The organism is Paenibacillus sp. J31R109 (assembly GCF_059692055.1).
In genome coordinates, this window is sequence record NZ_JCAUAR010000033.1 from 1 (window position 1) to 26,240 (window position 26,240).

The window sequence follows — 26,240 nt, forward strand, 5'->3', positions numbered from 1 at the left end:
ACATGGTTCCGTCGTTCCCATCCTCGGTTGTAAAGTTAAGATTACTGATGTAATCTCCTGCTTTTCACACTGTTGGTGCTTATAGCAGAACTTGTCGTACTGTCCCGTTAGCGTAATTACTTAAGTTTCATTATCAAGATCTCGAAGATTTATATTTGTTGCTCGTTCCAATCGATGATTTCTGCATGCTCGATATCAACTTTTCCTTTGATAAAAACATGAGGAACAAAGTGAAATAAGCCAAAAAACTTATTCCCTGAGTTTATTTGAATTTTATAATAGTCAATTGTTTCTTGTGGTAACTGTTCAAGTTCTCTATATCCTTGGACTTCTAACAGTTCTATTTCGGAAATATCCACATCATCATTTATTCCTTTGAATTTATCTTTACTGTATTTATAAAGAGCAATAGATGCCTCACTGCTAATTGTTGAAAGTGGAATCTTATAAAATAAACGATGAACACCAGGTTTTGCGCCTGCCTCAATTAAACCGTTGTAAACCAATTTTGGATGTATTGGAAGAAAATGAATCACGTCATTCCATAAACAATCTAGTATAGGAATCTTTCTTTCAAGGAGTGATAACCTATTAGGTTTGTATTTGTCAATATACAGTTCGTAAAGTTCAGGATTTGTTTTCTTTATTTCGTTCAGAGTCTCTAGTTTAGTTCCAATCATTTGCTTTGGGACTGCATGATAAATGAACATAATTTTAAACACTCCGTTTCATTTCTCTTAAATTACATCAAATTTTGAGAGATAAGAAGTTAACGAATAAACATTATTTAAAAAGGAAAATTCTCCTTTTTTGGTATATTAATTCTATACAAATTCGTAGTATCCTGCCCGTTCGTATTATGAGGTCACCAGATCTTTCTGGTAGACCTCATTTTTGTATGGTCTTATTATAGCGGTAGCCGGGGATCGAACGTTTCTGCCCGTGGGACTTGGATTCCGAGAGCTATTCAGTTCATCCCCCCTACTTGTTCAACCATGGTTAGGCTGGTTGGGAAATGAATCCCGTATCACATGCGATAGTGTGGAAGACAAGAAGGTTAGGGGTTACCGGTGAAAATATTACAGGAGTGATGTCATGAATCCAGTCATTGGTGTGGATGTTTCAAAGGGAGAGAGCCATGCACAAGCTTTTTTAGACCGTGGAGTACCTCATGGGAAGATCTTTAGGTTTAATCATGATCTAGAAGGTCTAGCGTCTTTTCTAAGTTATATTAGAAGTGTTGAATCGGTAGCAGGGATTCGTCCTACTATTGTTATGGAAGCAACTGGTCATTATCAAAGCCCCGTTGTTCAGTTTCTGGATGAGCACCAGTATTTGAACATCGTCATTAATCCTTTAATCTCACATAACGCTAAGAAAACCAATTTGCGACGGTTAAAGACGGATGCCGCAGATGCCCATTTATTAGGGACACTGTTCTATAAAGAAGAGTTTGAACCCTACAAAAAGCGGGGGCAGCATCTCATGAATTTACGCTTTCTAACACGCCAATATGAAGCTTTAACAGGTATGTATGTCCAAGTAAAACTACAGTTCCAGGCTATTCTTGATCAAGTTTTTCCTGAATATCATGGCGTGTTTGGTGATCTTTATTCAAAGGTGTCCCTTCGATTTTTGGCTTTACACCCAACATCAAAAGAAGTCCTAGAAATGTCCGAGTCGGAGATTACTACTGCAATTCAAAGTCATACTGGACGCGGCAAATCCGTCTCATGGTGCTTGGAACGTGCTCAAATCTTAGTAGCGGCAGCAAAGCGAAATCCCTTTAGGGAGACGGCTTTTTCAAGCCATTTAATCTCCATGCAGCTGCTCATCAAATTGCTTCTTCAATACCAGGATCATCTATCAACCCTCAATAAATCGGTAGATGGCCTGGCTGAAGAGCTACTTGAATATGATTTAATCCAATCGATACCCGGAATTGGCACTAAGATTGCTGCAACAATTTTAGCTGAAATTGGTGAGATCGATCGGTTTGATCATGCAAAGAAACTGGTGGCCTTTGCTGGTGTTGATCCAAGTGTTTTTTCTTCAGGTAAGTTTGTAGCTACCCACAATAAAATCACTAAGCACGGCTCCAGGAGGCTCCGTACTGCCTTGTATCAAGCTGTACGATGCGGTATTCGCAGTAATAGAAATAAGAAATTAAGGGCTTATTATGATAAGAAACGTGCTGAAGGAAAGCTATTCAAAGTAGCAGTAATTGCATGTGTAAATAAACTCATCCACTGGATTTTTGCCATCTTAACTACTAAAGAAGCAACCCGATTAGAGTGAGCAACAAGAAATAGAAATATATGGAATTTACTTCCGTGCTTAATAGGACGGTTCTTTCTCATGCACTTTTTTTAGTATACCACCTCATGAACCTACTATTAATAATTAAATATTGACAAGCTATTAGCTGGAATAGCTTAATGCCCGCGGCCAGTCTACAACTTTATTTTCTGGTCCAATACTTTATTTCTGAGTCTAAAACTTTATTTTAATGGGACACCGGATACTCAAATAATATCGTATCCTTCAAGACTTTTTTTGATATGACTTAAGCTCTTTGCTCCTACAAAATCAAATCATAGCCAATCATCATCTCGAAATTCTTCGTTTTTCATGTATTATAGGGATTTTCTCGTCTCTAGCACGTTTTATAGGTATTTTCTTGTCAGTCTCACGCTTTGTAGGGATTATCTTGTCATAAAAAAAACGACAAGAAAATCCCTACAAACATAATAAAGCTTGATTTGACAAGGTTTTAAAGCGGGATTATCCTGTCGTCGTACTTGAATGCATTTACTGTAGTGTATTAAACCTTTCCATTGTAGTAACTAACAAGTCAGTCCTAACCAATTTAGAAACTCCCATTCATGCGAAATACGAAAAGAGGGTGCCCCTTGCCATTTTCATGGCTTATGGGACACCCTCATTTTTGCTGAATTAAAAGTGTGTGTTATTTCTTTTGAAGCGGCGGACCGGATATGTTGCCATGATATTTGGTTCTGGATAGTTCAATGATTTCTTCTGGCGTTTTGCCGAGGATCGTCGACTGCACACAACCTACGATCCCTATTTAAGTAACGTTTCCCGTTGAATGAATGATTTCAAGACTCGTTCTCACCATGGATGTTAACGACGATTTTGCCAAAGTCAGGTCCATTCAGTTGCTGAATGAATGCTGACTTAGCGTCCTCAAAGGCAAAGCGCTGGCTTATAATGGGATGAATATCCTTTCGTTCGATGAAAGTATTCATTTCTTCAAACAACTGGCGCGAACCTACGCGTACGCCTTGGACGGTGATCGCTCCGAGAATGATAGGCATCGGATCTAATTTTCCTGCAGGCGGAACGATTCCTACCAAGTGGACTGTACCCTCGATTCTAGCAGCGAGAATCGACTGCTCCAATGTATTCGAACCTACCGTTTCCACCACATGGTCAACCCCGATATTCTCAGTCAAGTCGCGTACTGCTTTATGCCAATTCGGGTTTCTTCGATAGTTAATCACATGATCGGCACCGGCTTCAACAGCTCTAGCGAGCTTTTCGTCGCTGGAGGAGGTGATGATTGTCTTTGCTCCGAGCGCTTTTGCAAACTGGAGTGCGAAGAGAGCAACCCCTCCGGTGCCGAGAATCAAAACCGTCTGCGAGGAGCGAATGCCCCGGACCGCATTCCAAGCCGTAACGGCCGCGCAAGGAAGCGTCGCACCTTCCTCGTAAGACAAGTTTTTCGGTAAGTGGACCAAACCCTCTTGGTTGAACACGCGATATTCCGTCAAATTACCGTCGAGTCCATGGCCAAGGGATGTGCTGGAATTAACCGCATGCGTAGGAATGGGACCGTAGAGCCAATCCTGAACGAGTGCGCCCGCAACGCGGTCGCCAGGTATGAAGCGATCCACGCGAGAACCTACGGCCACGACCTCCCCCGCTCCATCCGACAGCGGTATTGTTGGCCGGGGCAATTGAATCCCCTTGTCACCCGCAATGTAGAATGTGTCTTTGTAGTTGAGCGAAGCCGCGTGAAGCTTAACGAGGACTTCATAAGACGAAATTTCGGGTACTTCTTCAGTGTTCATTTGGAGTCCATCCAGGGTAGGAGCCGTCAATCGGTATGCACGCATGTCGCGTCTCTCTTGACTCATTGGTTTTGTAGTTGTCATTGTTCTCATATCCTCCTATTCTATTTGAGAGTAATCCGGAAACCTGAAACCTTATTCCTATTTGTTCAACTGTCTAGTTTTCTTGTATTGTTATCTACTCTGTCCCGTAAACCAGTTAAGTCAGCTTTGCAAAAACTTCCGCCGATACGGGTATAATGTCATTAAATCGTCCCTCACGAACTTTATTTACCCAAGCAGGATCGGCTAACAATGAGCGTCCCACTGCAATCAAATCGAATTCCTCCCGCTTGATTTGCTCGTTCAATGCATCGAGACGTTCTGAGGGGTTACCGTCGTTCTCGGAGCCAAGAACGTCCACCTCAAGACCCACTGAACCAACGGAAATAGTTGGTTTCCCGGTCACTCTCTTGACCCATCCCGCCAAATTCAATTCGGATCCCTCGAATTCCGGTACCCAGAATCGGCGAGTCGAGCAGTGAAAAATATCAACGCCTGCTTTCGCAAGCGGCGTCAGCCATTGTGCGAGCTGATCCGGAGTATCGACAAGTCTCGCATCGTAGTTGTCCGCCTTCCACTGCGAAATACGAAGCACGATTGGAAAGTCCGGTCCAACCTTTTCCCGGCAAGCCTGAATAACCATCTCAGCGAATCGATTGCGTGTCGTCAAGTCGCCTCCGTATCCGTCCGAACGGTGATTTGTCTTCTCCCAAAAGAACTGATCAATTAGATAACCGTGAGCGCCATGAAGCTCTATCCCGTCGAACCCTAGCCGCTTCGCGTCGGCGGCTGCTTGCGCATAAGCATCAACAATGGAGGCAATTTCCGACTCGCTCAAAGCTTCCGACACTTGTTCTCCTTGAAGGTTTAGTCCGGAAGGCCCCACCGGATTGGCATCAGAATCCGGAAAGTCGCTCATTTTGCGTGCCATGCCCGCATGCCAAAGTTGAGGCATGATTTTGCCGCCTGCCGCATGTACTTCTTTTACAACCTGCGACCAACCGTTCAGTGCGTCTTCTCCGTAGAAATGCGGTATGTTATGGTCTGCAGCCGACGCGCGGTGATTGATGACTGTCCCTTCGGTAATAATCAGTCCGACCCCGCCCTCCACGCGACGGCGATAATAAGCGGCAACGTCTGTGCCAGGAACTCCATTAGGAGAAAAGTTTCTTGTCATTGGTGCCATGACAATACGATTGGGTAAGTTCAAGTTCCTCAGTGATAGGGGACGAAATAAATAGGGTTTGTCCATTGCATTTAACCTCCGATATGCTACATTTTGCTGAATACACAGAAACATGGGCTCGAAATTCGTTAGAATCGTTGTACCATCGATTAGAAATATTGATCTTCTTTATTACTCCGGAGTTCATCCAAGTTAGGGGCTGTCAATCTGTATGCACGTATGTCATGGTGTAAATGCAAGCATATCCTTAATTTTCAATGCCCCGCCTCGGGAAAGCCAAGTGTCGAAATTCATGAGCAACGGATACATCGCTTGCAAAGCCGGAATATCCGCTTGCCAGTCACTATAGCGCACGTTACCGTTATTGCTCTCAATCGCCCTGTTGCTTGGCTTCGCATGACCTTCCAGCTTAACACCTGTCCAATGATTGATCGCGGATAAAATCTGCCCAAGGGTTAGCTCATCGCCAGCCAACTCAATCGCATGTCCAATAAATCGCTCCGGATGTTGGAATACAAGCGCGGCCATCGCCCCGATATCTTCCAATGCAATAAGCTGTACCGCTGTCAGGAGGAATTTGAGCTAGTACCGAATAATTTCTTTTCGGTCCCCATGTGGCATCCGCAAAGTTCTCCATGAACATGGTCGGTCGCAAGAATGTGGCCGGGAGTCCGAGTTTTCGAATGTACTGCTCAACCTGCCACTTGATTTCCCAGTGCGGTATTCCAGTGTTACGATCGACGCTGCCCACCGACGCGAATACTACATGGTGAACGCCTGCTGCCAGCGCAGCGTCGGCGACATTGATGCCACGTTGGAGTTCGTTCTCCGCAAAGTCGGGTGGGAGCAAAGATGGCTGGATGCTATATACACCGTGAACATCTCTCATTGCCTCGTCAAGCGATTCGCGCTCATCCATATTTCCGACAATTAATTTGGCTCCGGCATTAGCCAACTGTTGCGCCGCGGGTGCATTCGGATTACGAACGAAGGCGCGCACCTGAAATCCTTTGCCGAGCAGATACCGTGCAGTTGCACCGCCTTGCTGCCCGGTCGCTCCGGTGACGAGAATGGTTTTAGAGTTTGTCATTGTTGTGATATCCTCCTCAATTTATTGCTAAAATGTACAAATTTAATCATTATTGTGATATCCTTTAACTCGGCTTACATTATTGCACATTGATGCGATATCGCACATATGTGTATAATATAGAATCAAATAATGCTATCTACAATAATCAAAAGAATGCGTTCTGTGCCCAATTGCACATGCCGCTTCATATTGTGCAATTAATATTAAGAAAGTTGGTATTAACTATGATGCGAGTGATGGATAGAAGAATTCTCAAGTCTCAAGAAGCAATTAAAACCGCTTTTATTGACCTGATGTCTGAAAAGAATTTTAATGAAATTACGATCCAAGATATTTCCGATAGAGCAAATGTCGGTCGAAGAACAATTTATCATCATTATTTGGATAAGTTCGATCTACTGGATAAACTTATTGAAGAACATATACATGAATTAAGGAAAATCTGTGAATCATCATCAGATCTAGGTTTCATAGCATCAAATTTGATCATCTTCGAATACTTTGAACAATATTTTCTTTTCTTTTCTATCATGTTATCAAGCAGTGCATCACCTACTTTCCGTAACCGTCTCCTCGAGTTTATAATTGAACAATTAAAAAATGACGTAGATATAACCCAAGGTATAAATAAAGGGTTAAATAAAGATGTGATTCTAAAATTTTTCGGAACCGCTATCGTGGGATTAGTGGAATCGTATGTTACGAATGGAGTACCTGAATCACCTAAAGTGGTGGCAGAACAGGTGGGGATTCTATTAGAACGGAATCTATAGAAAAAGGAGATGCAGGCGTTAGACCAGTGTTATTAATAAAAATATGTAGGAACATTTGTGTCGTCAGATTATTAGTAATAATTTGTACTGCATTAAAATACTGTAGTGTATTAAACCTTTCCATTGTAGTAACTAACAAGCCAGTCCTAACCAATTTAGTAACTCCAACTCATGCGAAAATACGAAAAGACCGCCAGATCTGGCGGTCCTTTTACGCTAATTACTTATGATATATTCTATCCATCATCACAGCAGCTTCTGCTCTCGTCGCAAATCCTGCAGGATTCAAAAAGCCTCCACTTCCCTGAATCAGTCCTTCTTTCACCATGACTGCCAAATCACTAACCGCATAGGCAGCTACCGTTGACTGATCTGTGAATGCGTTCAAGTCAGCGCTAATAGCATCTGCACTAAGCTTTTTCGCCACTCGTAGGGCTCTTGCCGCAATCACCATCATATCCTGTCTGGAAATCGTTTCATTCGGATTAAACTTATTCTCGCCGCTGCCTTGCACGATTTCTAGCTTCTTCAACGTGGCCACTGCGTCATAGTAGTAAGCATCCTTACTTACATCATTGAAGTTTAATTTGAAGTTCGAATCTCCACGGGCTGACAGACTTAACGCTTTTACCAATAGTAAGGAGAAGTCTGCTCTGGAGATATTAGCCGCTGGAGTGAACGTAACTTCGCTCGTTCCGTTAATAATCCCTTTGGACGCCATCACCTCGATGGCATCTTTAGCCCAGTCATACGCCAAGATATCGTCAAAGGTTTTGAACACATACGCTACAGCATACAAGCTGAAGTGAGTCGTTGAAAAGCTAACCATCCCCGTTGCCGGATCGTATTTCCCATTAGGAACGGAAACTGCTTTACCGGCTCCGTCAATATACCACACGACCAGATGCTCAGGATTCTTGAGCTCCTCTGCCGACGGCTTATACGGTAAGGATACTTTAACTGGAGCATCGGGGTTATTGTAGACAACTTGTTTGCCGTCTACGGTTATATGAAGTTCAATCACAGGCCGGTTACCGTTCTGCGCTTTCAGTGCTTCAGACAGCTTAGATGGATCAACCATAGCGATTGTTAAACTTACTTCTTTTGCGCCGACTGCATCGCTTTGTGCGAGCATGTTGGAAGATACAACTACGTTACCTATAGCTGTATTTATCGCAAGATGCTGAGCTTCTGTATTATCTGCTGTGAGTGCTTGAGCCGGCAGCACAATCGTATAGCTTGTGGCGCCTTCTACGATTGGCACTTCAATTGGAAGTACTTTGGTGCCGGCGGTATCCGTCGTTAGCTGTCCGAATCCATCCGCAATGACCTTACTTTCCACAATGACCTTCGCATCGCCTGTCTGGATGTCAAGCTGAGGCTTTAGAGTAGCATCCGTAGAAGGTGTTCCAGTTGCGGGTGGTGAAACATCCGAATCAGACGAAGAAGAATCGTTCTCTTCGGTTATCGCTGGAACTGTATACGCCACAGGTAAGCTCACGTGTGAGGTATGCCCCAAATTATCATAGGCAGCAATGGTGAATTGATACGTTCTTCCCGCTTCCAGAGGAGCGTCGATAATGAAGGTATCAAAGGTTCGGCCCACTTCTACCCCATCCCGATACACGATGTAACCTACTTGACCGGGATCAACTGTTGCTGAGAGGACACTCACTTCTCTCTTCAAACTTGGCATAGCCATTCTAGCAACCGGTGTGCCTGTCGTTGCTGTAGTCACCATGTTGGATGCATCGGATGTGGCTGTTCCTTTTACCGCTGCAACCTTATAAAAGTAAGCTTTCCCACTTTGGAGTCCTGTGTCGGTATAGGTCAATGCTGAACCAGTGTATACCATCTGATAGCCTTCGTTAGCGCTAGTGGAACGGTACAGCTTGTAGCTCGAAGCTCCAGCAGAAGTACCCCACGTTAATTTGATACTTGAATTGGTGTTCTGACTCGCGGCTAATGACGTTGGTGCAAAAGGCTTAAAATACGCTTTGACATTGTCAAAGTCGAAGCTGCTCACATTGTCGACGGCCATTCTCACGCTGTAAACTGTGGATGTGACAGTAGATCTAAACGCTAATTGGCTCGCAGCCGCCGTAGCTGCATCATTTAAGAATAAATCGTATTTCTTCGTGTTTGTATTCATTACAACCTTTGTTTTATACCAGGTTCCATCGCTAACAACCGGAGAAACCGTTACCTTGGCGCTGGAATTGTAGGCAATAATTTGGCCTCCACTAAAATACACGTGAGCGGTTGCATTATTACTAGCATCTATTACAACAGGTATATTCTTCCAGTTAGTATCTTTCGGTAACACACTCGTTTCTACCGTAACGATTCCTTGATATCCTTGTGCATCTCCGAATCTTCTCTCCGCACTCGTCGCGAGCTTGTTACCGCCCGTAACTCTTACTGCATGTCCTGGCGCAGCAGCATAGGTCGCTTCGACAACCGATACCGGTCTGCCGGTGTCTTCTACAATTGTCCAGCCCGCCGGATCTGCTCCGAGCGCATCGTTATCGAAATTATCGTCAACGAGCGTCTGCACGACACCAAACGTGGATGAGACGATGTTCGAATCCGGTGAAACGCCCTCATCGTTGACTGAAATGACCTTGTAGTTATAGCTCGTCGTACCGTTCAGCCCCGAATCCACATAGGATAGTGAAGCTGTGTTGCCGATCATCTCGAACAAGTCACCACTTGCTGTAGATCTATAGATCTCATAGGCGGAAGCATCCTTGCCGGGATTCCAGTTTAGCTTGATAGTCGAGCCTGTGAAATCACTGGCGTAAAGGCCTGTCGGCGCTTTAGGGATGTCCGTCCCCGATGCATTCGTTGTTGCCGTTGTCAGCACGCTCGATTCTGCCGAGACTGCACCGCTGCTTAACGTTACGATTTTGTAGAAATAGTTCGTTTTCGGCGTTAGACCACTGTCCGTAAAGGTGGTACCGGAAGCTACCTCCGCTACTTGTGTGAAGCCAGCAGTCGGATTCTGGGAACGGTACAAGCGGTAGCCTGTAGCGCCCGTAACGGAATTCCATGTCAGCTTTATGCCTGTTCCAGTTCTCTCAGCGACCGCTAAGTTCGCAGGAGCAGTTGGAATATAAGAAATCTTGATATCATCCAGTGTCATGGCGCTGGTCGTACCAGCTAAAGCAAACATCACCGCATCCAGATTGTTAACTGGACTTTCTCTGTAAGACCAATTTGAACCTAACAGCTGATCATCTACATACATATCAAATTTTTTAGTTACTGTATTGATAACAGCTTTCAAATGATAGGCTCGATTAAATTCCATGGGATTCACCAAATCCACCTTGCTTGAGCCGCTGTATCCCCAAATTTTTCCGCTCTGCATAATGATATTAACCGCTCTTTTACCCGCCACACTGTCTCGAACATCAAGAACGGTTTTGTATTCCGCATTTGAGGCAGACACGGTTACTTCTGCCGTTACATAAGCTCCAGCAGGTACGCTAAATGTATGGCTAACAAGAGGATCGCCTGTGCTTTCTTTTTTCATCACCACATTCGCACTTGTTGCCGAATCTTCCGTGACCGTAATCTCGCCGCCGACTGTTCCCGCTGGGACGGTCACATTCCAGCCTCGTTGCCCGTTTAACTCGCCTCGAGTCATATCATCGAAGCTTTCATTAAGGGCATACGCCGGGATATTAAATAAAGTTGCTATCGGGGCCGAAACATCAGACAAGCCCCCAGGATTTAATGCAGCGACTTTATAATAATAATTCGTCCCCTCTGCAATCCCTGTATCGGTGTAGGTCACTGCTGTGACGGATGGCCCCGTCAAAGACTCGTATTCACCAGTCAACGTGGCAGATCGGTAAAGCCGATATTCCGTAGCTCCTGGCACTTCATTCCATGTGAGTGTTATGCTATTTCCCGCAACATTCACGACTTTCAAGCCGGAAGGCGGAGCAGAAACCGTCCATCCGGAAGTAACGGCTGAATAAGCGGACATGCCCTTGCTGTTCATAGCTGCTACTTTATAAAAATACTGGCTGCCGCTATTCAACTTCGTGTCCGTATAGCTTAAGGCCCCACTCGGAAGATCAGAAATTGAATAATAATCTCCGTCCTCCGAAGTGGAACGATACAGCCTGTAATCTGCGGAATCTGGAACGGCATCCCAGTTCACGTTCAAACTACTAACCGTATTCCCATCAACCGTTAGCCCTGTAGGTGCGGAAGGAACTGTATTGGCTCGATCAACGCCATTCCACGTCAGCTTGACACCATTGGCGGAATTTACTACTGCCGTCAAACCAGTAGGCGTATGAAGCGCTTGGTTGTTCCCCGGCAAACGGAATTTCACCTTGAAATTTTTTCCTAAAGCGTTCTTGACATTAACGGACAATTTCGCTTTTCCGTCAACGTGATTTAAGGAAACTCCTGGATCCAAATAAACGATATCGCCAAAATCTGTATCCAACACAAGATCAATCGTGCCCGTATTAGCCTTCGTTGGATCAGAGACGGACACTTCGATATCCTCTTCCGTCTTCTTAATCATGACGGAAGCCTTCTTATTGCTTGTAATCTGATCTACTGTCGTCAAGCCATCATTCCAAAAATTTATTGCAGTAATGCCTAGCTTCTTTTCTTTGACAGCTTGTACATTCGGTGTATTGGCCAGCACTTCAATATCCGGAAGATGAGCGTATTGGTCAACTTCTTCGCTTGACTTCCCAGGAAGTAGAACGTAATCATACGTTCCATTGGCAGGATTCGTACCGTGATCGAACCACAAATTCATATAGTTGCGAGTATATTCGGTTTCATAATCAGAGCCTTGATAATATTGGTTCACACTCGACCATGTGTCTGTTCTCGACTCTCGCAACCCATGAACAGACGATGCCGTAGGGAAATAGTAGCCGATGTCCGAGCCTGGCACATTGCCAGTCAGATGGATACTATTCACTCCGTCCATAGTCTCGCTCCAGCCTAGTTCCGTTGGCTTCGTTGAGCCGTTCACCGTGAGCGCATTGTTCCCGCTTTCGTTCAGCTTACGATTCTCAACAATCGTTTCCACGATCTTGTTATCTGTGGATGTAATGCCAGCGCCAAGACTTACGATCTCGTCATCGAACATGAACCACGATTTCTTCGCTTTGAGATTGTATCCATTGGCCGTATATTGCATGCCTGTAGCCCCGTACAGTCCATCTATCTCCGTGCCTCCAACCCAGTTATTGGGATTTTTGGCGTTGGGTGCAGCCGTCGTGTTCTGATTGACCGTGGTTCCTGGTAAGCGGTAGCTGTTTACCGTAGGCCAGAAGGAATCCTTGTATTGTCCCAAATCTGAATTATATAGATACGTCATCCCGTCTCCGGTATGCCATCCTTTAAGATTCTCCTCATTCACGATTTCAAAATTACCGACTTTGTCGGAGGACATGCTGATTCCGAAGACGTATCCTGGTCTATGGTGTACGGCTTTTGCCATATTGGGATATTGTTTATTTCCTATATATGCTGCTCTCGGAATAACAGAGGAATCGTTTACAATTTGTTTCGTCTGAATAATAATGATGATCGAGCTCAAATCTGCATATTTGGTAGGCGAAGTAGACTCCAACATCCACTTTTTAACCATAGACTTAAAAGCTGCCCGATCCTCGACCGAAGGCGCGGAATAGGACATCCTCACCACCGCCGCACCAAGAGCTCCCATGGAAGTAGCCCCGTTATCATCGCTGGCTTTTCTTGCAATATTTCTTCCTCTGACCATGTCGAACATGGAATTATTGTAAAAGAGAGGCTCAAAGGCATTATAAATCCATTGATAAATATGGTTTACATCTGGATCCGTAATGTCCCAAGATGAGCCCGCTATAATATACATGACCTTAGTCAAATTATCGATAAGGTTAATCCCATATCCACCGTTATAAGCTATAAGTGCCGTATGCTGAAGAAATGAACCGTCATTATACATGCCTTCGCCGGAAGTAACATAATCGAATACCGAGCTAAGCTGATCTCTTCCCTCAATGATCTTCGCACTGTTCTTAACGACAATCCCGCTTGAGATCTTAATGTTGCAGGCCCACACACGATTGGCTCCTGTCAGTCCAGCACCCCACGTAAGTGCTTGATAGTCGATTACCGCATGCCAATTACTAATCTGCGTCGGTGTTAGACTGGCATATATCATCGTCGTGATGTTGTTAATACTTAACGGAGAGCTGATTTGCCAATCAAACCAGTTGTCATAGCCTCGATACACCACGTTCTTGTTATATCGATTGGCATACATCCAATCCATAGCGCTGATGATATCTGCCAACATATCTGCGTTATGCTCTAAGGCTGAGCCTCTTGTCGCGTAAGCTAGCGTCATGGCTTCCAGCCGCTGATAGCTGCCGGAAACATGCTCCGATTCCGTTGTAGTAGCCATATCACTCCAGAGGTAGGCCCTTCCCTCACTTTTATTCATGGTGTCCCAATTATTCTGAGCAATGGTCGTAATGTTCGTAATTTTGTCAGCTATGACCGGGTCTGCTGAATCATAGTCCGGTCCGCCCGTCAACATGTCATACATTCTGGCCCGGAGTAAGTCATACTCATCCCCCGAAGCATCGGCTGCATGAGCAGGAGTCATTGGCAGCGCCGCTAAGTTAACTAACATGGCTACCACCAACAAAAGCGCTTTCAAATTTCGTAAGTTTATAGTCATATAACCTCTTAGCCCCTTTCCTAAAGTAAATTGAATTTCCTTCATTCCATGGGCAGCTTCAATCCTCCGAAGCTATGGAACAGTCCACGTATGAACTCGTTCATCTTACTTGACAGCTCTTGCTGGAACAATATACATGATTCCAATTAGTTAACAGGCCTAAGTTAATGCGAAAATATCCAATAAATATGTATGATTCGATGGAATCAATATACAAAATTTTGTTAGATTAACACGTAACATCTTGAGAGTAGGTGATTCAAAGTTGGCATTTAAAAATGAAAAAAGAACCTTGATCTCTCAAGGTTCTAGCAGCTCTGTTTTTAACACGATGTGACTACAAATTTTCTTCCCTTATTACAGGATACTGTGTGTAAGGGGGATATTGCTGATAGTATGGCGGGTATGGATACGGATATGGGTAATACGGTGGGTAATAAGGCTGTGTCGCCGCACCGTATAACAATGGCGCTACTACCCATGGCAGTACATTATTAAAGCCGCCGCCGTGCCCATACCAGCCAGGTCCGTGACCAGGCCATTTGCCTGGACCTCCAATTCCGCCGGGAAAGTAACCGGGTCCGCCAGGGCCACCGGGGAAATGACCAGGTCCTCCTGGGCCTCCCGGGAAGTGACCAGGGCCACCGGGGCCTCCCGGACCGTGACCGGGTCCACCAGGTCCGCCTGGTCCATGTCCAGGGCCGCCGTGCCCTCCAATTGGTGGACGAAATTCTTGATCTTCACGCTTCGTCATATCGGAATCACTCACATTCTGTGTATAGTTTGATTTCTTCCTATACTGTATGTGTGCGATTGCCTACTCTGTGAACGAAAGCCCAAAAATGGGCGTTTTCTATCTTGTGAAATGTACCCAAGGGGAATAAGATGTTGTTGCAACGCCATCCGTATTGGTAATTACGTAGACTACTCTGACATCGTATTCAGTTCCAACAGGTAGCTGTTCAAGAGATGCTAGTCTCGCAGTCGTATTCCCCGAAGTTACAAACACATAATCTGTGCCAGTTACTAACGTAGTGGGTTGTGCTTGTAACTCACCATTTAACGTATATCTTACAAATCCCCACTCTTTGGTTCTTGTGAACACATTATTGCTGCTATCTTTTACCGCATAAACTTCTGACCCTACAGTTGAGTATTCGTAGTAAGAAGCAAATTGTACATTTGAATTTGTTAAGTCCAAGTTGCTGCTAACTTGAAATTGCATGGCTAAGAAATAGCCACCACTTGGAGCGAATATAGGTGTTGATGCATCCGTAGCAACATGGTTAATTGTAGTAACTAGTGGTGCTACTACAGGTGCGCTACTGTTTTCAACCTTGTAGATGCGGTTCGTGCTGTCTGTAATTTTAATTACAGCTTTTGCAGGTGTTGTGAAATCATAGACTGTGCTACTCCACCATTGGTTTTCACCTGAAATTGTACGCTTGGTGAAAGCACTGCTTAGTTCTCCATCAATACCGCCACTATATTGAGCATCTTGATCTTTCAAATTACCGATTTGTGCTCCCGTAGCAGTACGTGTAGCTAGAACATTATTGTTTTCATCAACAAGTGACACTTCGATCTTGCGGATGTTGGTATATGGAAGCTTGTTCACATCGAATTTGAAACCTACATTAAAAGCATGTTGATCATTCCAATAACTAAAATCTTGTGTTTGGATGTACTCCTGTGGGTTTGCAACTTCACCTGAAGATGAAGATAGGTTACTGTTTTCCACTTTGTAAATACGATTCGTGCTATCTGTAATGGTAATGACCGCTTTGGCAGGTGTAGTGAAATCATACGCGGTGCTTGTCCACCAAGCATTTGTAGCACCTTCTGTGCGTTTAATGAACGCTGCGCTCAGTTGACCATCAGGACCACCATACTGAATATCATCAGCCTTTAATTTATCAATTTGAGCGCCAGTAGCCGTACGAGTAGCTAAAACTGCGTTGTTTGCATCAACAAGTGCTACTTCAATTTTACGGACATTGCTATAGTCAAGTTTGGACAGGTCCAATTTGAATCCTACATTGTACCCTGCGCTTTCAGGAGTTGCGTCAATAAAATAGCCAAAATCTTGTGTTTGGATGTACTCCTGTGGGTTTGCAACTTCACCTGAAGATGAAGACAGGTTACTGTTCTCCACTTTGTAAATACGATTCGTGCTATCTGTAATAGTAATTACCGTTTTTGCTGGTGTAGTAAAATCATACGCGGTGCTTGTCCACCAAGCATTTGTAGCACCTTCTGTGCGTTTAATGAACGCTGCGCTCAGTTGACCATCAGGACCACCATACTGAATATCATCAGCCTTTAATTTATCAATTTGAGCGCCAGTAGCCGTACGAGTAGCTAAAACTGCGTTGTTTGCATCAACAAGTGCTACTTCAATTTTACGGACATTGCTATAGTCAAGTTTGGACAGGTCCAATTTGAATCCTACATTGTACCCTGCGCTCTCAGGAGTTGCGTCAATAAAATAGCCAAAGTCTTGTGTTTGAATGTATGCTTGTGGATTTGCAATCTCACCTGAAGAAGAAGATAAATTACTGTTCTCTACTGTGTAGATACTGTCATTATTGTCAGTGATCGTAATGATCGCTTTGGATGGTGTTGTGAAATCATAAGCAATACTGGTCCAATAATCATTAGTCCCTGCATCACGTTTAGTAAATGCAGCACTAAGTTCACCATTAAGATCATTACCATACAGCGCATCATCTTCCGCAAGCTTTGTGATCTGTGTTCCAGTAGCTGTACGCTTTCCAAGCACGGTTCCACCTGCATCCACTAGAGCTACCTCAATCTTCTTGATGTTCTCATATGGAAGCTTTGTTAGATCTAATTTAAATCCAACGTTATAGGCTCCACTAGTAGGTGTAGCATCTGCCCAGTATCCGAAGTCTTGTACCTGGATGAAGTCTTGTGGGTTTGTGATCACGGGTGGTGTTACTGCCGCCGTAGTTACCGCTACAGCTGTGCTTGCCACAGATACGTTACCCGCAAGATCTTTAGCTTTTACTGTGAAACTGTAGCTAGTATTAGCTGTCAGACCCGTTACCTCATAGCTCAAAGCGTTAACAGATCCTAGCTTTGTTGTACCTTGATACACGTCATACCCAGTCACACCTACGCTGTCAGTAGAAGCAGTCCAGGTCAATGTAATACCCGTCTGTGTTACGTTTGAAGCTATTACATTAGTAGGTGCGGTTGGTGCCGTTGTGTCAGCTGTAAATCCACCACCACCACCGCCTCCACCACCAACAGGGGCAGGAGTTGTAGTTGGAGCAGGAGTTACAGGTGGAGTGGAAGTAGGAGTAGGGGTTGTTACTTGTCCATCCGTTATTTCTTCCACTGTTTTAATTAAGTTCGCACCCATGACCGCGGCTTGTTCCCGTGTAGCTTCGCCCTGAGGATTGAAAGAACCATCAGGGTTACCACTGAGTAATCCATGTTGTTGTGCTAATGCAACGTATTTCAAAGCCCAGTCAGAAATGCTATCAGCATCTGTGAATGTTGTTTTAGCATCCTCGTCCTTGATCACTCCCTGGGAAATTAATGCTTTCACCATCACAACTGCTGTTTGTTCACGCGTGATGTTAGCGTTTGGCCCAAATAGTCCTCCACCTAGCCCGTCAATAATACCTGCTTTTTTAGCGGCTTCGATATAAGGAATAGCCCAGTCGTCTACATCAGTAAATGTGGAAAGGGCATGTTGGTCAATCGGTAGTCCAAGTGCTTTAACTAAAATGGTAACAAATTGAGCTCTTGTCAAAGTACCCTGCGGGTCAAAGTGTTCGGCATCAATACCAGTTAGAATGCCTTCTTTTTGCAGTTGAATAATCGCATCCTTGGCGTATGAACCCGTAATATCCGTAAATGGATTAGTTGTATCAGCATAAGCAGATATAGTCCCCATTAAAATTGCAGCAGATAGTGATGAAACAAGAAGTGTTTTCTTCATGCCTTGTTGCCTCCATTGTAATTGTAATATTTATATTACAGAACAAGTAGGATGAATTTATTCCTTCAGGTCTGTAATGAGATGAGGAGATCGTAGCATATATATTACAAATTGCCTATGTAAAAAATTAGTAAAAAAGAACCATAAATTCATCTTTATCTAATCTTAATTACCTGTATTATATTTGTAATAAATCCGAATTCTTCATTAAATTTAGGCTTAAAGAACTATTATTGATCTTTCCATACATTAACTCCTATATTCCCCTTTTAATCGACATGACCCAACAAACATTCGTGCATATTCGACAAAATTATCCAATATCCAATTCACAGAATATTCTGTAATATGAAGCATACAAAATTCATTTAAAAAAGCCCCCCACCAAAAAGTTAGTAGAGGCTGGAAGTAATTTGAACTATTCTTTTTAAAACTATTTCTTTAATTTCATCAAATCGCACAACCCCACGAAGAAAATAACAATCGTTGTAAGCACGATCAGTCTGAAATCCCAAGCATTCGGAAACTCATTCATTTTGGTATCTGTCACACGTAGAATGAGAATAAAAAACAATAAAACCAAATCGAAAAACATGCAATATGCCATTCTAGCTGAGAGTTTATGAAGTGGGAGTTTGTCCATCATTTTACCGAAACCAAAAAGATCACTCCACTTCCCGGATTCAGACTTCGACTTTTGGGGGGTATGGTCCTTTTCCTCTTGTTTATCAGCGATCAGCTTTGGCTCGGTTGACATTCTCCGCGCCAACTCCTTGCAATGACTCGACGGCATCCTGCCACATCAGAACAGCCCCTATGAAGCTTACACCTGCAATGAAAATCCCCCCCAAAGGTGTCAATAGCTTCAACTCCCATGTTAAGATGATAGCTACAAAGCTTACTAAGATTAATAGATAAGCGCCTGTTATTTTCATTGAGTTCCCTGCCATGATCTTCTACACCTCCTCTATTATGAAGCTAAAGTAGTATATGAGAGATTAATAGATTACGTGTTAGGCAACAATCGGCATCCTTCGCACAGTAAAAAAGACCTAAGGGGTCGTCACCCGCTCAGGTCTTTAGTTTCAAGCACGTTAGCCTATCTATTCAATAAGCTTCCTACATATCGTAGTAATTCATTGGCACAAACCGGGCAGTAACCATGCTCATCGATCAACTGTTTCGAAACATCGTTAATTTTCTTCAGCTGCTTCTCATCCGGTGTTTTCGTTGAGGTTGTAATCTTCACGATGTCCTTCAAATCAGCGAAAAGCTTCTTCTCAATCGCTTCACGCAGGCGTTCGTGGCTGCTGTAATCAAATTTTCTTCCTTTGCGTGAGTAAGAGGAGATCCGAATTAGTATCTCTTCGCGGAATGCTTTTTTCGCATTTTCCGATATCCCAATCTGCTCTTCAATGGAACGCATGAGGCGCTCATCTGGATCCATCTCTTCACCAGTTAATGGATCTTTAATTTTACCCCAGTTGCAATAGGCTTCAATATTATCCAAATAGTTATCGAAAATCGTTCTGGCAGACTCTTCAAAAGAGTACACGAACGCCTTCTGCACTTCCTTCTTGGCAATATCGTCGTATTCCTTACGAGCAACGGAGATGAAATTGAGGAAGCGCTCCCGCTCATCCTTGGTTATGGATGGATGTTGATCCAAGCCGTCTTTCAAAGCACGCAGCACATCTAGTGCATTAATACATTGCAGATCCTGGCGGATCAAGGCACTAGAGATCCGGTTAATAACATAACGCGGATCAATGCCGCTCATGCCTTCTTCCTGGTACTCATTTTGCATTTCCTTTAGATCAGCTTCTTTGTAGCCTTCAACCACTTCACCGTCGTACATGCGCATTTTCTTAATCAGATCCATACCTTGCTTCTTCGTTTCCTTCAAACGAGTAAGGATCGAGAAGATGGCAGCTACGCGCAGCGCGTGCGGTGCAATGTGGATGTGGGACATATCACTCTGTCCGATAAGCTTGGTGTAAATCTTTTCTTCATCTGATACACGCAGATTATAAGGGATCGGCATGACAATCATACGAGACTGCAAGGCCTCATTTTTCTTATTCGCGATAAAAGACTTATACTCCGTTTCATTCGTATGCGCAATGATTAACTCATCGGCACTGATCAAGGCGAAGCGTCCCGCTTTGAAATTCCCCTCCTGGGTAAGTGAGAGCAAATTCCATAGGAATTTCTCATCACATTTCAGCATTTCCTGGAACTCCATGATCCCCCTGTTCGCCTTATTGAGCTCGCCATCGAATCGATACGCCCGCGGATCAGACTCAGAACCAAACTCTGTAATGGTTGAGAAGTCAATGCTTCCCGTTAAATCTGCGATATCTTGCGATTTAGGATCAGACGGACTGAACGTACCAATCCCCACACGACCTTCTTCGGAGACAAATACACGCTCCACATGCACATCTTCAATACAACCGTTGTACTCCGTTTTCAGACGCATTTGGCAGGAAGGACACAGGCTGCCCTCGATTTTCACATTGAGCTCACGCTCAATCTCCAACCGCAGCTCCATCGGAATCAAATGAAGCGGCTCTTCGTGCATCGGACACCCTTTAATCGCATAGACGGCCCCTAGATCGGTCTTGGCAAATTGCTCTAATCCGCGTTTCAGCATGGTCACAATTGTGGATTTCCCACCGCTTACAGGACCCATTAGCAACAAAATACGTTTACGAACATCCAATCGACGGGCAGCGGAGTGGAAATATTCTTCCACTAGCTTCTCAACGGCACGATCTAGACCGAAAATCTCTTGGTTGAAAAACTTGTAAGATTTGTGGCCACTCTGATCGTTAATCCCCTGGGAAGCAATCATATCGTAGACCCTTGAATGCGCAGTTCTCGCGAGTCCAGGATTACTGCGAAGCAATTCTATGTACTCCGCGAACGTACCGGTCCAGCTCAATGAATCCTTCTCCGTACGATGCTCTGAAATTCTTTTGAATATGTCCATGGGTACCTCCTTTCACTGCTGCCTCTATGGATATTGGTCAGCTCGTGATGGTGAATTGTGTACTACAATCCTATGCACCCAAGAAGGAGAACTTGCCCGAAATTTTAAATTGTCACGTATTTCTCTCTAACGATTTTTGAAAATGGAAATGACTAGGAATCCCAGTCGATGTTCCCTATTTTCTGAAAATTTCATACTTGCAGCCAGCTTCAACTCCAAATTCAATAACCGTTTGCTCCCTGTTGACTAGCACTTCTTTTCCGCCACAGAACACCAGAACGGCTTCACGTGTGCGAACTCTACATGAGCCAGATAAGGCTGCACGAATAACTGCTTGCGATAATTGACCATCGCTCCACGTAAGATCAATTACATAGCCACCACGTCCTCTCAGGCCGCTCACAGTCCCTTGTTGCCACGCAGTAGGTAGGGCATGGAGCAAACTCAGCTCACCTGCATGCGTCTGCAGCAGCATCTCAACAATACCCGCTGTCGCTCCGAAATTACCGTCAATCTGAAAAGGAGGATGCGCATCAAACAGGTTGGGATACGTTGACTTGCGCAGCATATGACTCAAATGGGTATACGCCTGTTCACCATCTTCAAGTCGCGCATACATATTGACGATCCACGCGCTGCTCCAGCCCGTATGACCGCCTCCGTTATCCAATCTGCGCTGAAGGGTTGCTGCTGCAGCCTCGGCTAATTCCGGTGTGCGATGAGGGCTTATTTGCGTCCCAGGATGAAGGGCAAACAACTGTGAAATGTGACGATGCCCTGGATCCACCTCCTCATAATCCTCCAGCCATTCCATGATCTGACCATGTCTGCCGATCTGAGGCTTAGGCAGGCGTTCTAACAGCGCTGTAAGCTGATCTCGCAGCTCGCCATCCACCTGCAGATGATCGCAGCTCTGAATACATGCCGTGAACAACGCATAGATGATCTGCGAATCCATAGCCGGTCCCATCGTCAATGCCCCTCTAGTTCCATCGGCCAATACATAGAGGTTTTCTGGCGAAACAGAGGGGCCTGTTACAAGCTGCCCATTCGGAGATTCCACCAAATAATCAACGAAAAATGCCGCGGCTTCCTTCAAGATCGGATAGGCTCTCCTCCGTAAAAACGCCTGATCTGCTGTAAACAGAAATTGCTCCCACAAATGTAAGCTCAGCCATGCCGCTCCCATTGGCCAAATCACACAAGTCGGAAACAAGCCCTCTGGTCGTGTTTCTCCCCAGATATTCGTATTGTGATGTGCGACAAAGCCGGAACAGCCATATAGCTCCCTGGCGGTTTGTCGACCACTTACTTGCATGCGTTCAATATGATCAAATAAAGGCTCATGACACTCGGATAACCCGCATACCTCCGCTGGCCAATAATTCATTTGCGTATTGATGTTAATCGTGTATTTAGACTCCCAAGGGGGTGTAAAGCTGTCATTCCATATGCCCTGAAGATTGGCTGGCAAGCATCCTGGGCGGGAGCTCGCGATCAGCAAATACCGGCCGTAGTGAAAGTAAAGCTCCGTCAATCCAATGTCCACATGGGCATGTGACTCTTGCAGCAGCTTTAATCTCTGATCGGTTGCTACATCATCTAACGGATCCTGTTCCGTCAGACGCAGACTGATCCGATTGTACAACGCTTGATAATCGTGAATATGCCGGCTCTCCAGTTCTTTCGTACTATACGCCTCTGCTGAAGCGATATGCTCTTGGCATGCAGCTAATGGATCCGGCTCTCGAAACGTACTGGCTGCGGCAAGCAGCAACGTCACGGAGCTAGCCCCTTCCACAGACAGGAAATCGCCAACGACCGAGACAGAACCATCCTCAGTCCTTGCCTTCAACACACAGGCATAGTCGACACCGTGCTTCCCGCAATCGCCGCTCATCCAGATGCTGTCTGCCGATAACCTGCCCGATTCTCCTTCGTAGGGCCTGCGGTTCAAATTCGCTGAGAAGGCAAGCTTCCCAGGCTGATCGCACTCCAACCGCATGACGATCACTTGATCGGGATAGCTGGCATACATCGTACGATGATAGGTGACACCATCTACCCGATAGCTTGTCCGAGCTATGGCATTCTTGATATCCAACTCGCGCCGATATCCTTCAACCTCCCCCTTTTGACCATGAAAATAAATCCTCAGATGTCCCAATGGCTGATAGGGATTATAATATTTAGGCGTGGAAAAAAGAGCCATACGCGTTAATCGCGTGGCCTCTTCCACCTTCCCAGCAAAAAGCAGCTCCCGAATTTGTTCCAAATAACGAGACCCATCAGGATTCAGTCCATCCTTAGGTCCTCCGTACCAGATGGAATCTTCATTGAGCTGAATTCGTTCCTCCTGTACATGGCCGAAAACCATCCCACCTAACCGACCGTTCCCGATCGGAAGCGCCTCTACCCACAATTGTGCGGGTTGCAGATACCACAGTTTCTCACGATTGTTCAAGAATATGCCCCCTATTTACCAATTGGCTTAGCACCCTGTTTAGGGGATGCTGGCATCACCATAATCATCTTTGTACCTTGCTCAGGTACACTTTCAATCCTCAGGCCATAGCTCTCCCCATAAACCATTTGAATACGGCGATGGACGTTCAACACACCAATGCCACCCTTTTTACCCGCTTCATCTGTTTCGGCATCCGCTAGCCGGTTAGCACTCAATTTCTCTTGAAGTTGCGTTAACTTCGCCTCCGTCATCCCCGAACCATTATCCTCAACGCTGATCCAGAAGATGCCATCAACAACACCTCCGTCAATACGAACGAAGTGATAATCTTCCAACCCGTCTGGGAACGCATGCTGGAACACATTCTCCACTAACGGTTGGAGGGTTAATCGAACCATGACATGAAGCAAGTACTCCGGCTTTATGGCCACATCAATCTCGAATTCACGACCAATTCTGTGCTTCAAAACAACAATATAATACAAAACGTGCTTCAATTCGTTCGCAACGGTAATTTCCTCAAGATTGGTTTGAACCGAATATCGCAGCATGTAAGCCAACGCCTTCACGATTTCAGATATCTCTTCTGATTCTTGAATCGTGGCATAGCAAACAATAGTCTCAAGTGTGTTGTACATAAAATGAGGATTGATTTGCAGCTGCAAGGATTGAAACTCCGCCTGCTGACGCTCCATTCGAATCTCAGAGTTGCTGATTTCAACCTGAACCACTCGATCCACAGCTTCAGATAGCCGCTTAACCATCAGATTGTAGCGCACCATCAGCTCAACAATCTCATCCTTGTGAGGGGGTAACGGAATCGTTGCCCAATTCCCTTTCTCCGTTTCTCTCATCCCATTTTTTAACACTTGAATCGGCTTCGCAATCGACTTTCCGAATCGATAGGCTAATAAAATCGCCAGAATCAACGTAAATAACCCGACGATTAGTGTTGTCGAACGAATGTTAGTTAAAGGTTTACGTAGCTCACTTAGCGGCATAGAGACGACAAGCTGCCAATCCGAATAATCGGACTTTCGGCTCACATACATGCGCTCGTCACCCTCACTTGTATCGATGAAAGAGGATTTCCCTGCCTTTTCTAGTTTCTTTACAAACTCGTTCGGCACATCCAATCCGACTTTCTTCCCATCGGGGTGATAGACATATCGTCCCTTATTATCAATGATGAACAGGTAACCGTATTTACCTAAATCTATCCCTTTCCATAGGGCCGACAGATCCGCTGATCGCATCTCAATTGCGAGTATGCCACTCAATTCAGGCGAGGTAAAACCTCGAAACCGGCGAACAAGCGTTAACATTTGATTCTCTTGACCTTCAATAATCGTATGGTTCAAAATACTCAATTTGCCGTCTGCCGCTGTATTGGCAAGCAAATATTGTCGCTGCTTCCGTTTATCTTCTGCATTGAAGGATTGCTCACTCACACCGTTATAGTAATAGACCGCATTCAGTTTATCGCTGATCACATAGACGGATGCCAACTTCGGATTACGAATAAATAACGGCTCGACGCTCGTCTCGAGAATCGTTTTCCGATACATATAATAGTCGTATTCCTCCCGATCAACCTTCAAATCTATAAACTCCATAATCTGTCTGTTCGTCAAAAGTGATACAATCGAGCGCTCATAGTCTTTCAAATACAGATCCGTATGATGAACGGCATTTCCGACGATTTGATTCATCTGATTCTCCACCATTTCCGTTAATTCACCGGAAGAAGTCATGTAGGAGAAGATGCCGACACTGCTTAGAGACAGAATGATAACAATCAAGAAATAAACGAAAATCTTCTTCGTTAGCCCTCTAATTTTCATTTGATACCTAGGCCTGCACGATATTCAGAAGGGGATACGCCCACGATCTTTTTGAAGGTTTTGGTAAAATGCGGATAATCGTCGTACCCTACATCAGCGGCCACATCCACAATGCGAACATACGGAATAGCCAACATTTCCTTCGCCTTCATCATTCTTTTGTTAATCCGGTATTGCACGAAGGTCTCTTGTGTTACTTTTTTAAAAAGCGAACTGAAATAAGTCGGTGTCAATCCGACCATAGCCGCAACTTGATCGAGCGAAATGTCTTCCGATAGTCGGCTGTCAATATAACTTTTGGCCTCTTCCATCGGATCTTTAAAGCTTCCGCTTCGTACAGCTTGCAATCCCTTGGCCATTTGAATTAATCCTTTATTAAACATGTCTAAGGCATCCCTCACACTATCTGCCTGCATATACGCTTGCGTAATTGAAGGTGAGTAGTTGCGCGCTTGAAAGCGCTTGACCAACATGGAATGGCAATCATCCAGTAACTCTTTAAGTCCAGCCAACGAGAGATGCACAGAGAGACAATAGTCGCGCCAACGGTCGATGAGGCTGCCTAACTCCTCCATCTGCAAAGCCCATATTTGCTGCTCCATCTGATCAATCCACTCAATATAACGGGAAGGCGGCATGTAGCCGCGAGAAGGCTCCTTGATTAACTGATTCAGTATGTCATGTACATCCGATGTCGTGACTGGTTTCAACATATAATGACGAACACCATAATTGACACTTTTTTGAGCATATTCAAAATCACTATAACCAGATATCACAACTGTTTTGATTTGCGGGAATTCCTCATGAATGATTCGGCAGAGCTCTAATCCGTCCATTTTCGGCATACGAACATCTACCAGTACAAGATCTGGCTCACAGGCACGAATTTGTTCCAAAGCATCCACGCCATTCTCGGCTGTCTGAATGCGTGAGAAAGCAGGTTGGTACATTTCCGCCATCTTAACGATTCCTCTGCGTATAACCGGCTCATCATCTACAATCAATACATGCATGTCCTGGCCCCCTTCCCATGTTTCCCAATCAATATTCAA

The 26,240-nt window shown here is 44.7% G+C and carries 16 protein-coding genes; 2 read left to right on the forward strand and 14 right to left on the reverse strand.

The annotated features are described in order from the left end of the window. Positions 1-149: 149 nt before the first annotated feature. Positions 150-710 (reverse strand): group-specific protein, encoded by a 561-nt coding sequence (locus AC58QT_RS34665; protein ID WP_497412913.1) that lies wholly within the window; start codon positions 708-710, stop codon positions 150-152. Positions 711-1,095: 385 nt separating this feature from the next. Here AC58QT_RS34665 and AC58QT_RS34670 point away from each other — a divergent pair, with 385 nt between their 5' ends. Further along, positions 1,096-2,298 carry an IS110 family RNA-guided transposase gene (locus AC58QT_RS34670; protein WP_497412914.1) on the forward strand — a complete coding sequence of 401 codons (1,203 nt, stop codon included), beginning with the start codon at positions 1,096-1,098 and terminating at the stop codon, positions 2,296-2,298. Positions 2,299-3,119: 821 nt separating this feature from the next. On the opposite strand, the gene AC58QT_RS34675 is transcribed toward AC58QT_RS34670, so the two are convergent. The 4 genes from AC58QT_RS34675 to AC58QT_RS34690 form a co-directional block, all read right to left on the reverse strand. Continuing rightward, positions 3,120-4,178: a zinc-dependent alcohol dehydrogenase family protein gene (locus AC58QT_RS34675; protein ID WP_497412915.1), complete on the reverse strand. Its 1,059-nt coding sequence runs from the start codon at positions 4,176-4,178 to the stop codon at positions 3,120-3,122. Positions 4,179-4,293: 115 nt separating this feature from the next. Next, a complete protein-coding gene (locus AC58QT_RS34680) occupies positions 4,294-5,388 on the reverse strand; it encodes an NADH:flavin oxidoreductase (protein WP_497412916.1) in 1,095 nt (364 codons plus the stop codon). Positions 5,389-5,544: 156 nt separating this feature from the next. Further along, complete coding sequence (locus AC58QT_RS34685) at positions 5,545-5,850, reverse strand: hypothetical protein (protein ID WP_497412917.1); 306 nt, start codon at positions 5,848-5,850, stop codon at positions 5,545-5,547. Then, positions 5,798-6,412: an NmrA/HSCARG family protein gene (locus tag AC58QT_RS34690; RefSeq protein WP_497412918.1), complete on the reverse strand. Its 615-nt coding sequence runs from the start codon at positions 6,410-6,412 to the stop codon at positions 5,798-5,800. The genes AC58QT_RS34685 and AC58QT_RS34690 overlap by 53 nt, the downstream gene beginning before the upstream one ends. Positions 6,413-6,642: 230 nt before the next feature. Between AC58QT_RS34690 and AC58QT_RS34695 the strand changes: the two genes are divergently transcribed. Then, positions 6,643-7,188, forward strand: coding sequence for a TetR/AcrR family transcriptional regulator (locus AC58QT_RS34695; RefSeq protein WP_497412933.1), 546 nt, complete (start codon positions 6,643-6,645; stop codon positions 7,186-7,188). A 220-nt stretch (positions 7,189-7,408) separates the two neighbouring features. Here the strand turns inward: AC58QT_RS34695 and AC58QT_RS34700 are convergent, their stop codons facing one another. The 9 genes from AC58QT_RS34700 to AC58QT_RS34740 form a co-directional block, all read right to left on the reverse strand. Then, positions 7,409-13,906 carry a polysaccharide lyase family 8 super-sandwich domain-containing protein gene (locus AC58QT_RS34700; RefSeq protein ID WP_497412919.1) on the reverse strand — a complete coding sequence of 2,166 codons (6,498 nt, stop codon included), beginning with the start codon at positions 13,904-13,906 and terminating at the stop codon, positions 7,409-7,411. Positions 13,907-14,243: 337 nt separating this feature from the next. Next, a complete protein-coding gene (locus AC58QT_RS34705; RefSeq protein WP_497412920.1) occupies positions 14,244-14,660 on the reverse strand; it encodes a hypothetical protein in 417 nt (138 codons plus the stop codon). 99 nt (positions 14,661-14,759) lie between these two features. After that, the gene (locus AC58QT_RS34710; protein ID WP_497412921.1) at positions 14,760-17,834 is read right to left on the reverse strand and encodes an S-layer homology domain-containing protein; all 3,075 of its coding nucleotides are present in this window, start codon (positions 17,832-17,834) and stop codon (positions 14,760-14,762) included. Between the two features lie 478 nt (positions 17,835-18,312). Then, positions 18,313-18,636 (reverse strand): hypothetical protein, encoded by a 324-nt coding sequence (locus tag AC58QT_RS34715; protein WP_497281277.1) that lies wholly within the window; start codon positions 18,634-18,636, stop codon positions 18,313-18,315. Next, the gene (locus AC58QT_RS34720) at positions 18,608-18,829 is read right to left on the reverse strand and encodes a hypothetical protein (protein ID WP_497412922.1); all 222 of its coding nucleotides are present in this window, start codon (positions 18,827-18,829) and stop codon (positions 18,608-18,610) included. The genes AC58QT_RS34715 and AC58QT_RS34720 overlap by 29 nt, the downstream gene beginning before the upstream one ends. A gap of 149 nt (positions 18,830-18,978) precedes the next feature. Then, complete coding sequence (locus AC58QT_RS34725) at positions 18,979-20,874, reverse strand: PrkA family serine protein kinase (RefSeq protein ID WP_497412923.1); 1,896 nt, start codon at positions 20,872-20,874, stop codon at positions 18,979-18,981. 175 nt (positions 20,875-21,049) lie between these two features. Next, positions 21,050-23,338 carry a glycoside hydrolase family 95 protein gene (locus AC58QT_RS34730; RefSeq protein ID WP_497412924.1) on the reverse strand — a complete coding sequence of 763 codons (2,289 nt, stop codon included), beginning with the start codon at positions 23,336-23,338 and terminating at the stop codon, positions 21,050-21,052. Positions 23,339-23,349: 11 nt separating this feature from the next. Continuing rightward, entirely contained in the window at positions 23,350-25,185 is a 1,836-nt protein-coding gene (locus AC58QT_RS34735; protein ID WP_497412925.1) for a cache domain-containing sensor histidine kinase, read from the reverse strand. Then, on the reverse strand, positions 25,182-26,201 hold the full coding sequence (locus tag AC58QT_RS34740) for a response regulator transcription factor (protein ID WP_497412926.1): 1,020 nt from the start codon (positions 26,199-26,201) through the stop codon (positions 25,182-25,184). The genes AC58QT_RS34735 and AC58QT_RS34740 overlap by 4 nt, the downstream gene beginning before the upstream one ends. Between the last annotated feature and the right edge of the window lie 39 nt (positions 26,202-26,240).